The following is a 10,824-nucleotide window of genomic DNA, read 5'->3' as shown; positions in this document are numbered from 1 at the left end:
TACCGCCGACCTGCGCGCCGACCACAGCATCGACGCCAAGGTGGAAACCTTTGACACAGCTGGCAACCCCGGCTCTGCCACGGCCACCCGTACGGTCGACTTTGACACCACGGCTCCCACGGCGGGCATCACCATCGGCGTCATCGCCGGTGACGACGTACTGAATAACACTGAAAAGACGCAGACAAATACTACGATAGGTGGAACGGTAACTGGTGATGTGAAGGTTGGCGACACCGTCACCCTGACGGTTAACAACCACACCTACACAGCTTCCGTAAGTCTGGTCAGCGGAGCGTATGTTTATCAGACAAGCGTGCTGACCTCTGATCTGGTGGCCGATCACAGCATTGACGCCAGAATTGTGGTCAGTGATCTCGCTGGCAACACAACAGAGGCGCTGGCCAGCCGCTCTGTGGCTGTCAATTCTGACCCCAGTGCGGTTGCCGACACAAATACCATCTACCAGGGTGACCCTGTTGCCCATGGCAACGTACTTACCAACGATACTGATGCAGACGGCAACCACCTTACAGTGGTGGGCGTTACCGCTGGCACTGCCACACCTGGAACCGCAGGTGTAGGCACGGTAATCTCGGGCACATATGGCACGATTACCATTAACTCTGACGGCAGCTACGATTACAACCTTGATAACAGCAATGCCGCAGTCAAGGGACTGAACGGCTCCAGCGTGACGGATACGTTCAGCTACAAGATGACAGACGGCAACGGTGGATACTCCACAGCCACCGTCAAGGTTACCATCAACGACAGCAAGTACTCTGTCGATACCACCAATGGTGATACAACCCTCAACGGTGGCAGCGGCAACGACGTGCTGCTTGGTGACCAGGGTGGAACGAGCACCACGGTTGTCCCGGGTACATCGCCCACCAACTACGATGTGTGCATCATCCTTGATACTTCAGGTAGCATGGGCGACAGCATTGGCGGCACAACCCGCCTTGCCCTGGCCCAGAATGCCCTGACCAACCTTCTGAACGACCTGAAGGATCATCCCGGCATCGTCAACATCAAGCTTATTGGCTTCAGCGATACGGTGAACATTAATGTTGAAGCGCTTGAGAACAGCTCAAAGTACCAAAAGGATTTGGCAACCCTGTTCTCGCGACTCAGCAGTGCAGAAGCTGATGGTGGCACCAACTATGAAGCTGCATTCACAGCTGCCGCAAGCTGGTTCACTACAAATGCCAGTGACGGCTATACCAAGCTTGCCTACTTCCTGTCGGATGGTATCCCCACCGCCCGCACAGTGGGCAACTCGGTAGACTACGGCAATTACTATTACGGTGGATCACAGATGTCACAGAATGAATTCACCGAAGCTTTAACCCAGTACAACAAGCTCGTTAGTGCCAATGTTCAGGTCAATGCCATTGGCATTGGCACCGGCATTGATGCCAACGTACTGAAGTACTTTGACAACACCCCTGTTCCTGGTGGTTCTGTCACCAACACCACGACAACCTTTAACGGAAGCAATTACGAAGACACGTTTACCTACACCGGCAAGGCGGGTGCGGTAAGCATCGTAAACAGCGCTGCAGAGCTCAAGGCTGCGCTGAATGCGGGAACCCCCGATGAGCTTCTGGTTAACCTGGTGTCGGTCGGCAAGGATACCGTGAACGGTGGTGCGGGCAACGACATCCTGTTTGGTGATGCCGTAAATGCCAACTGGCTGCTTCAGGACACCAGCTGGACTTCCGCAGGCAAGGCCGCATTGAACCCCGGCGATTCATTGGGAATCGTAAGAGAATACGTACTGGCAACTTCGCTGAATGGCACAACCCTTACAGGAACGGCTCTTGAAGCCGCCATAAACGAAGCGATTTCACGCGAACTTACCGAGCACAGCATGCTTTACGGTTTGAGTGAAACCGCACGGGGTGGCGCAGATACCCTCACCGGCGGCGACGGCAACGACATGCTCTTCGGCCAGGCCGGAGCAGATATTCTTGATGGTGGAGCCGGGCATGACATGCTGGTGGGCGGCACGGGTAATGATACGCTTACCGGTGGCACAGGGGCGGATGTGTTCCTTTTCCACTCCGGCAGTGGCGCAGATATCATTACCGATTACAACAGCACAGATGGCGACGCCATTGTCAGGGTTGGCGACGCTGCCGCCGGCGACAGCATCAAGAACAGCTCCAATGTGAGCATTGATACCGCCAGCAACCTGCATACGGTGGTTGACGTGCAGCAAGGTCATAGCGTCACTATAATTGACAGCTCCAACCACCTGCTGGTTGGCAGCGGCGTGGCGACAGACGGGCATCACTACACCAGCACGGATGCACCAAATGTGAGCTTCGATAACTACCTTGTGGGTGGTTCAGGCGACGACGTGATCTACGGAGGCGCTGGCAACAACTACCTCAATGGCGGTGCTGGCAACGACCACATAATTGGTGGATCTGGCGACAGCTACCTCTTTGGCGGCGATGGAAATGACCGCCTGTACGCCGGGTCGGGCAACGACCACCTCTATGGTGGCGCGGGCGACGACACTCTGAACGGTGGAGCCGGACACGACTTCCTGGACGGCGGCGCGGGTTACAATACTCTTTCGGGCGGTGACGGCAACGATATTATGGTTTACCACTCAACCGACACCATCAGTGGCGGAAGCGGCATCGACGTGCTGCTGACCGGCAATGCTGGTGACAACCTGTCAGCACTGCTGAGTTCCAGTTCTGTCAACACGATGGAAGTTGCCATCAAGGGGTCTGACGCTGCCCATGCCAACGCCCCCATGAGCCTGACAGACCTCAGCAAGCTGGCAGCGGTGGGCATCAATATATCGGACAGCACTGTGAACGGGCAGACCGTAACCACGATGACCCTGGCTGCCGATAAGTGGACTGATACAGGCGATCACCACACCTTTACCAACGCCAGCGCCAATCTGACGCTGAACACCAACCTGACCGAGAGCCATGATTCTGGCTCCTCGACAGAAGTGGCCAAGTTCATCCTGACAAACAGCTAGATAAAAAGACGGCCGGGGCATCCACATTCCGGATGCCCCCGGCACAACAAACACCCCAAGGGGGCTTTGGTTTTGCCAAGGTCCCCTTGGGGTGTTTCCATTTGTGCCCTGCGCTGCTGCGGCAGAGGCTATGGTTATAACAGAAGCCAACACCCGTGCGGGCATAAAAAAAGTGCTCCCCTAAACAGGAAGCACCCAAAGGGTCGGGATACAGGTGAGGCAGAATCAGGAGGTGGTTGAAATGATACTGCCAAGATCACGCAAAAGCGGGTCTTCCTCGCTGGGCATGGCATCCTTGGCAGCCTTGGTCAAAATGTCAGCCTGCTTCACCAGAAAGGCAGATTCGCCAGCGTATGCCGTGGAGAGTGCGCTATTGCCATTATAGATAATTGTGGCTGTGGTTATGTTTGTAGAAAGATTGCTTATGAGCGCATTCAAGTCGAGCGTAGGGCTGCTCAAATCCACGCTGGAGAGAGAATTGAGGTACGACATGTCGTTCAGCGTAAACGTTGAATTGTCATACCCCACCTGAATTTTTAACGATGCGGAGTTTCCGCCGCCATTTATGGTGAGACGGCTGTCGCCTGTCCAGCCAGATTTATCCAGCAGAGAAATATTGTTGTATTTTGAGTTGGCGATGGTCGAGGTAATGCCCTGGGCCAGAGCCGTGAATTTGGGGGCGTCTGCAGCGGCCTTGGTCGAGTCGGCCTTTACCTCCTGGGCAAGGGCCAGCATCTGGTTCAGATTGGTAAGAATCGCGGAAGAGGAATTGGCTACTATGCCTGCGATGTTTGATGCTTCGGTGGCATTTTTCGCCCCCTGGCGCAGCATGGAAGAATCGCTTCTGATCCGGCCTGTCAAAGCTTCAGCCATCATCTGCTTGCCGGATTTTTGTGTAATGGCAGGCGCTTGCTGCTGCACACTATCCAGCAGCAGGCTCAGGCTGCTACTTTTCAGGTAGGTATAGGTCAGAATCTCATCAAAGAAGTCCATCCGCCACCCCATTTCCGTAAATGGTATCTGCTCCTCTTCAGCTTATCGGCGGATTTTTAAAAAAACTTAGCGCATGGGGCAGCCATTTCAGCTGGTGGGGTTCATGCTCCACAGCGCCCATGAAAGGGCTGTGGCAAAGCTCACCCAGCAGGCATACGGCAGCATGAGCATGGCCGCTGCCACAGAAACACGGCGCATTGCTGCAGCACAACCCCAAACAGCCACAGCCAGAGAAACGCACACCACAAATGCAGCCATACCCGCTGGCTGCAACCAAAAAATCACTGGCCACAAAGCGTTAAGCGCAAGTTGTCCCCACCAGCTGGCATGTGCCCGTGTATATGCCCTGGAGGGGCGCATGGGCTTCTTTCTCCATACCTGCCAGATTGCAAGGCACATGCTGATATACAGCGCGGTCCACACGGGGGCAAAGATCCACCCTGGCGGAGCCCAGGCAGGTTTTATCAATGCTGCATAAAACCGGGTAATGGAGACCTGTACGGTGAAGTACGAGCCAATCACGGCGGCAGCGCAGGTAGCAGCCAGATAACCAAGCAGCACAATCAATGGCAATGTTTTGTTCTGGGGTACTTCCATACTCACCGCCTGGGGGTTTGTACAAACCCTGTTGATTGAGAGCAGACACTGGTTTTAGGTAGAATGTGGGATAATTATTGGAGATTATGTTCTCCTTCCTAGATTATATTCGCGCCTGCGGAATGGCAAACACATAAAATCTTCTTTAATTCTGCATGGTAACAATCCACCCCTCCCCCACTATGACATGGCATTGAAAAATTGGAGTTCCTGACATACGAGCACAGAAAGACGAGGACACGGCAACCGCATAATTGCGCACAACCACAAGGCGGAATGGACCAGATGCATTTTGTAAGGGCAAAAGGAATTTTATCCGCCAAGAACGGCATGAATCTTTATCGTGGTTGCACGCACGGCTGCATTTATTGCGACTCGCGCAGCACCTGCTATGGCATGGATCATGACTTTGAAGACATCGAGGTAAAAGAAAACGCTCTGGAGCTGCTTGAAGCCGCCCTGAAACGCAAACGCAAAAAATGCATGATCGGCACAGGCTCCATGACCGACCCGTACATTCCGGCTGAGCTGAAACTAGGCAACCTCAGAAAGGCACTGGCCCTGCTGTACGAGTACGGCTTTGGCTTTACGGTGATAACAAAGTCAGACCGCGTACTGCGCGACCTCGACCTGCTGCAGAAGATCAATGAGCGGGCCAAATGCGTTGTACAGATGACCCTGACCACGCACGATGAAGACCTGTGCAAAAAGCTGGAACCCAACGTAAGCACGACGTCAGAGCGCTTCAGGGCACTGCTTCGGCTACGCGATGCGGGCATACCTACCGTTGTTTGGCTCTGCCCCATTCTGCCCTTTATCAATGATACAGAGGAAAATATTTCTGAAATTCTAGACTGTTGCGCTGAGGGAAAGGTGCGGGGCATCATCTGCTTTGGCATGGGCGTGACGCTTCGCGACGGCAATCGCCAATACTTCTACAGTCAGCTGGACAGGCACTTTCCCGGCATGAAGGAGAAGTATATGCGCACCTACGGTACGCAATACATACTGGGCAGCCCGAATGGCGAGCACCTGATGGGCATGTTCCACCGTCACTGCGCGCGGCACGGCATCATGCACGAACCCAAGCAGATTTTCCAATACCTGAGCACACTTGATGAAAAACAGGGGAGCAGGCAACTGAGTCTTTTTGGCTGAGTAGGTGAAACATGGCTATACCGTTCTTTTTTGCATACGCCTTCGAAGACAGAGGAAACCCGCCTCATATTCAAAATTTGCTGTTCGTTATCCCGCTCAAACGGGCTCTCCCATAACAGGTACAAATGCTGTTCTGACTAATACCTTCAATGCCGCATCCAATCCTGATACCCCATGTTGCTGGTTCAGCAGCCGACACGTTTGTTATTCGCATGCAAACGCAAATGATAACCATTGGTAAAATTTATATATTTCGTGGTATGAGCTTGAAGAAAACACATCTCCAATTCGTATAAGTATTGCAGATGATCCCCCAAATTGCCGCATGCCGCCTGAACTTTTTCATGCTGTTTTGAGCCACTGTATTGGCGAAAACAAAAGCTGCGCATTTTAGATGCATCTCGAATAAAATCTTTTTGCTGACAAAGAAAATTGCTGTTCAAATTCATTTTTTCTGTTTTGTGGATTCATTCTGATCTGATATTTCCGCTGTCTGTCAGCTTGACAAAAGTACTGGTCAAAGCAAAAAATGATGCATATTTTTTTGAAAAACACAATAAAAAATATTTATTATAATATATAAGAAAATTAACACACACAATTGACTTATAATCGAGCATATCACTGTATAGTTGCATTTCATCCCACAATTCGGAGAAATCACATGCTTGCGTTAAATACTATACACGGTAAATTTATCAAATATACGCTTTTATTATTAACAATACCTCCCACAATATTTTTAATATCATTCTATTATGCCTTTCGAACAGAAGTTATAACGGATGCATACCATGACATGTGCGATGAGATATCAAATCAGCAGAAAGCCATATCGGGATGGTTAAACCACCATGAAGACCTGCTCAAATTTGTCGCATCAAATCCTAGCATTATCCACCTGCCAGAAATGCGGCTCGACAACTTCAAATCTTTCCTCTCTGCCCATAATGATTTTAATAGTATCGTTTTGTTTGACAAATATGGAGATGTCAAGGAAAGCGTGCCCACGTTTACTACTGCAAATGTTGCCGACAGGGAGTATTTTATTCGCGCACGCAACGGGCAAGCAACGGCAACGTCGCCCTTGATAAGCCGACTCTCCGGAGATTACATCATTATCATATCCCAACCAGTTTATGGAAAGGAACATGAGTTTGAAGGAGTAATAATTGGGGCTATCAGTTTCAAGACCCTGACTGAAGAGTTTTCTCTTTCCGAAACGAACAATTCTACACGCCCATACCTTATTGATGCAAAAAGCCATGCCGTTCTGGCCAATGTGGACAAAAATGCCCCTCCAAACATCATTCCCCCTCAAAAAACAGATGGCACACCCCAAAGTTACATTAACACGAATGGGGTTCGAGTCCTTGGAATCAGCACCGCCATCAATGATGATAAATGGATTCTCGCCATTGAGAGGCCTTTCAACAGCATCCTGAGCAGGATGGAATCTTTTTTAATCAGTTTTTTTCTTGTCTCTATAATAACACTTACGGTCATTTTACCATTGATAAAAAAATATATTTCCGCAACGGTTAAACCAATAGAAACCATATCAACCCTTTCAACAACCCTTTTGAATAATATTTCGAATACTGCATGTCCGTATATAAATATGAATAAGGCCCCGCAAGAAGTAGTTACTTTATACCACAACTTCTGCGATATGGCCAAAAAAATATCTTCATACGTACAGGAACTGGAACTGAGCAATCTTACAGATCCTCTTACAGGCCTTGCGAACAGGCGAAGTCTTGAAAAAGACGGATGCAAAGTTATTGAAATTTGCCGCCGCAGTGGAGTCAGCTGCACATGTCTGGTGCTGGATCTGGATCACTTTAAAAGCGTCAACGACACATTTGGGCATCAGGCTGGCGATACAGCCCTGCAAACCGTCAGTGCCATTTTGAAAAATCATACCAGATCATCCGATATATGCGCCCGCTTTGGTGGAGAGGAATTCACGATACTGGCGTCTTCAACAACGGCAGAGGCTGCAATGTACCTTGCTGAAAAGATTCGCAGGGAAGTTGAAGCGACTCCAGTCACATACGATTCCATCACATTTAACATCACGGCAAGCATTGGCGTCGCGGAACTTTCGCATGAAATCCAGGCATGCAGCACAGCACTGGAGGACGGTATTCGCGCAGCAGACTGCGCCATGTATACGGCCAAAAAGAATGGTAGAAACCGGTCTGCACAATGGAGTGATGAGGACTGCAGCATGGCATAAGCATTTGATCATGCAGCAACCCCACAATCCTGCTATCCGCACTGTATGCCATGGGGAAATTATAGCTCGATTGAACCAATACCTCCCAAAAACCCCATACCAGACGAGTCATGCCCGCAGGGCTCTGGATCACGGATGCAATTGAAGGGGTAGCGGCTGCGCGATGAGCGATAGCCGCGTCGCACGAGCGTCGCACGAAAAAAGGCATCGCCGTCAAAAAGACGGCGATGCCTTGATATATGGTCGGAGCGACTGGATTCGAACCAGCGACTTCCTGCTCCCAAAGCAGGTGCGCTACCAGGCTGCGCCACGCTCCGAAAAAAAACCCGCGCCATTGCGGCGCGGGAAAATTGTGGGGCGAAAGATGGGACTTGAACCCACGGCCACCTGGGCCACAACCAGGTGCTCTACCTACTGAGCTACTTCCGCCACGGGAAGATTCATATACGCAGGTATTTTTTCTTTTGCAAGCATTTTTTCCACATAGCTCCACCTGGATTTTATCTAGGAAAATAACTACACTCCCAAAAGTTGCCCGGCGCGCAGAAAAATGCCGCTCCGCAGCCTTCAAAAAATCTTCATATTTGCAAGCCAGCAGCGCCTTTCACGAATACGGGCGCTGGCAACATATCTCAGCGACAAACATATTTCGGGGACACACATGGACAAACTGGTTATTGAAGGCGGCGTTCCGCTTACTGGCGGCATTGAGGTCAGCGGCTCAAAAAATGCGGCCCTGCCCATTCTTTTTGCATGCATACTGCTGTCAGAGCCGGTCACCATCACCAATGTGCCCAACCTGCGAGACATTCACACCACCATCAAGCTCCTGAACATGTTGGGCTGCACCTGCGAATACGCCGACCATCGGGTGCAGGTGCAGCCCGGCAATTTATTGCCGGAGGCTCCCTATGATCTGGTGCGCACAATGCGCGCCTCGGTGCTGTGCCTTGGCCCGCTGCTGGCGCGCATTGGTCAGGCCCGCGTGGCCCTGCCCGGCGGCTGCGCCATTGGCGCACGCCCGGTAGACCAGCACCTCAAGGGCCTTGAACTCATGGGCGCGAGCTTTCAGCTTGAAGAAGGCTACATCATTGGCCGCTGCCGCAAACTCAAGGGCGCGCATATTTCTTTTGATATGCCCACCGTGGGCGGCACGGAAAACCTGCTCATGGCCGCAGCCCTTGCCGAGGGCGAAACTGTGCTCGAAAACGCCGCGCGCGAACCAGAAATTGTGGACCTTGCCAACTTTTTGCGTGCCTGCGGTGCAAAAATCGAAGGGCACGGCACATCTGTCATCCGCATTCAGGGCGTCACCTCGTTGCACGATGGTGAATACCCCGTCATGCCCGACCGTATAGAAGCTGGCACCTTTCTGGTTGCAGCGGGCATTACCGGCGGCGAGCTGATGCTGCGCAATTGTCCCTTCAAGGATCTGGAAGCTGTCATTCTCAAGCTGCGTAGCATGGGCATGGAAATAACCAGCACCCCCGAAGGAGTGCTGGCGCGCTGTGCAGGCCCCTTGCGCGGCACGGACGTAAAAACCCAGCCCTACCCCGGCTTCCCCACCGATATGCAGGCCCAGCTCATGGCACTCATGTGCCTGGCAGAAGGAGCCAGCGTGGTGGAAGAAAGTATTTTTGAAAACCGCTTCATGCATGTGCTTGAGCTCATGCGCATGGGCGCACAGATCAAGGTTTCTGGTCACACTGCCATGGTGCGCGGCGTACAAAAGCTCACTGGCGCGCCCGTAATGGCCTCTGACCTGCGCGCCAGCGCTTCGCTGGTGCTTGCGGGCCTTGCGGCCAAGGGCGTTACAGAAGTGCGCCGCATCTACCACCTTGACCGTGGCTACGAAAGCATCGAGCACAAGCTGAATGCCGTTGGCGCGCGCATTCGGCGTGAACACGAGTAAGCCGGGTGGATACATGCTGCCCCCACCCCGGGATGCAGCCCGACAGGTTCGTTAATGATGTTTCGCCCGCAATGCGGGCCTCAGGAGGGTTCCATGAAACGACTTGCTCTTCTTTTGCTGCTGCTTTCCATGACGCTTATTAACGGTTGCGCCTACACCGGATATTCCATCTATGACGACCAGCGGCTTATGGGAACCATGTCGGACGATAAGGAACTCTCCGCAAAAATCAAAACAGCCCTGCTGGATGAAAGCTTCTCTGGCGGCTGGTCTGTGGCAGTATACAGCTTCTACGGCCACGTGTTCCTAGTGGGCGAAGTGCCCGATCACATGCAGGGCAAGGCTGTGACCATCGCCAACCGCTACAAACCCCGCTCGGTCACCACGCACTGGTTTACCCCCGCCACCAGCGACACCAGCAATTTTGTGCTGGCTACCAAGCTGCGTAAAGACCTCATTGGCACCAAGGGGCTTTCGTCCACCCGCATTGACACAGAGGTCAATTCGGGCCGCGTTGTTCTGCTGGGCGTGGTCAAGGATGAGTCGGAAAAACAGCTTGCCATACAGGCCGCGCGTGGAGTTGCTGGCGTAACTGCGGTTACAAGTTACCTCATGCTGCCCCAGAAGGCAGGCCAGCTTGACAACATGCGACCAGAACACGCATCGGGGGTTAGCCCCATGGACGGCAGCATGGAACCCTCGGGTGGCAGCACGCCAAGCTATGGCAAACCTGCCAGCAGTGGCGGTAAATCGGGCGACGTGGAATCGCGCGACCTGCCGTAGCAAACCCTTTTGCATAAACAAATCAGCCCCCAAGACAGAAACTGTTTTGGGGGCTTTGTCATGCGCTGAAAAAAATATGATGAGAACACTTGGGGCCGCGCAGGCATGAGCAATGTGGTGTCA

7 protein-coding genes and 2 tRNA genes are annotated in these 10,824 nt (G+C 52.3%); 5 read left to right on the top strand and 4 right to left on the bottom strand.

What is annotated here, in order from left to right:
• A partial coding sequence (locus tag F8N36_RS16110; RefSeq protein WP_291334093.1) for an Ig-like domain-containing protein occupies nt 1–3,016 on the top strand: 3,016 nt, incomplete at its 5' end.
• Between the two features lie 225 nt (nt 3,017–3,241).
• On the opposite strand, the gene F8N36_RS16105 is transcribed toward F8N36_RS16110, so the two are convergent.
• Nucleotides 3,242–4,009, bottom strand: a complete 768-nt coding sequence (locus F8N36_RS16105) for a hypothetical protein (RefSeq protein ID WP_291334092.1) — start codon at nt 4,007–4,009, stop codon at nt 3,242–3,244.
• Between the two features lie 87 nt (nt 4,010–4,096).
• On the bottom strand, nt 4,097–4,606 hold the full coding sequence (locus F8N36_RS16100; RefSeq protein WP_291334091.1) for a TspO/MBR family protein: 510 nt from the start codon (nt 4,604–4,606) through the stop codon (nt 4,097–4,099).
• A 330-nt stretch (nt 4,607–4,936) separates the two neighbouring features.
• On the opposite strand from F8N36_RS16100, the gene F8N36_RS16095 reads away from it, so the two are divergent.
• Both F8N36_RS16095 and F8N36_RS16090 read left to right on the top strand, forming a co-directional pair.
• Nucleotides 4,937–5,764 (top strand): radical SAM protein, encoded by an 828-nt coding sequence (locus tag F8N36_RS16095; RefSeq protein WP_291334090.1) that lies wholly within the window; start codon nt 4,937–4,939, stop codon nt 5,762–5,764.
• 664 nt (nt 5,765–6,428) lie between these two features.
• Complete coding sequence (locus F8N36_RS16090) at nt 6,429–8,006, top strand: sensor domain-containing diguanylate cyclase (RefSeq protein WP_291334088.1); 1,578 nt, start codon at nt 6,429–6,431, stop codon at nt 8,004–8,006.
• Nucleotides 8,007–8,246: 240 nt separating this feature from the next.
• Here the strand turns inward: F8N36_RS16090 and F8N36_RS16085 are convergent.
• A tRNA-Pro gene (locus F8N36_RS16085) sits at nt 8,247–8,323 on the bottom strand.
• Nucleotides 8,324–8,359: 36 nt separating this feature from the next.
• Nucleotides 8,360–8,435 (bottom strand) — tRNA-His (locus tag F8N36_RS16080).
• A 232-nt stretch (nt 8,436–8,667) separates the two neighbouring features.
• Between F8N36_RS16080 and murA the strand changes: the two genes are divergently transcribed.
• Together murA and F8N36_RS16070 are read left to right on the top strand one after the other, a co-directional pair.
• Nucleotides 8,668–9,918 carry a UDP-N-acetylglucosamine 1-carboxyvinyltransferase gene (murA, locus tag F8N36_RS16075; protein WP_291334086.1) on the top strand — a complete coding sequence of 417 codons (1,251 nt, stop codon included), beginning with the start codon at nt 8,668–8,670 and terminating at the stop codon, nt 9,916–9,918.
• A gap of 93 nt (nt 9,919–10,011) precedes the next feature.
• Entirely contained in the window at nt 10,012–10,701 is a 690-nt protein-coding gene (locus F8N36_RS16070; RefSeq protein ID WP_291334084.1) for a BON domain-containing protein, read from the top strand.
• Nucleotides 10,702–10,824 lie beyond the last annotated feature (123 nt).

It is taken from the genome of Desulfovibrio sp. (assembly GCF_009712225.1).
Taxonomy (GTDB): domain Bacteria; phylum Desulfobacterota; class Desulfovibrionia; order Desulfovibrionales; family Desulfovibrionaceae; genus Desulfovibrio.
This window is presented reverse-complemented; position numbering and strand designations above follow the sequence as displayed.

What these genes read in the sequence shown, in the direction of transcription:
- F8N36_RS16105 (WP_291334092.1), bottom strand. Translation starts at nt 4,009, where the DNA reads ATGGACTTCTTTGATGAGATTCTGACCTATACCTACCTGAAAAGTAGC.
- F8N36_RS16100 (WP_291334091.1), bottom strand. Translation starts at nt 4,606, where the DNA reads ATGGAAGTACCCCAGAACAAAACATTGCCATTGATTGTGCTGCTTGGT.
- F8N36_RS16095 (WP_291334090.1), top strand. Translation starts at nt 4,937, where the DNA reads ATGAATCTTTATCGTGGTTGCACGCACGGCTGCATTTATTGCGACTCG.
- F8N36_RS16090 (WP_291334088.1), top strand. Translation starts at nt 6,429, where the DNA reads ATGCTTGCGTTAAATACTATACACGGTAAATTTATCAAATATACGCTT.
- murA (WP_291334086.1), top strand. Translation starts at nt 8,668, where the DNA reads ATGGACAAACTGGTTATTGAAGGCGGCGTTCCGCTTACTGGCGGCATT.
- F8N36_RS16070 (WP_291334084.1), top strand. Translation starts at nt 10,012, where the DNA reads ATGAAACGACTTGCTCTTCTTTTGCTGCTGCTTTCCATGACGCTTATT.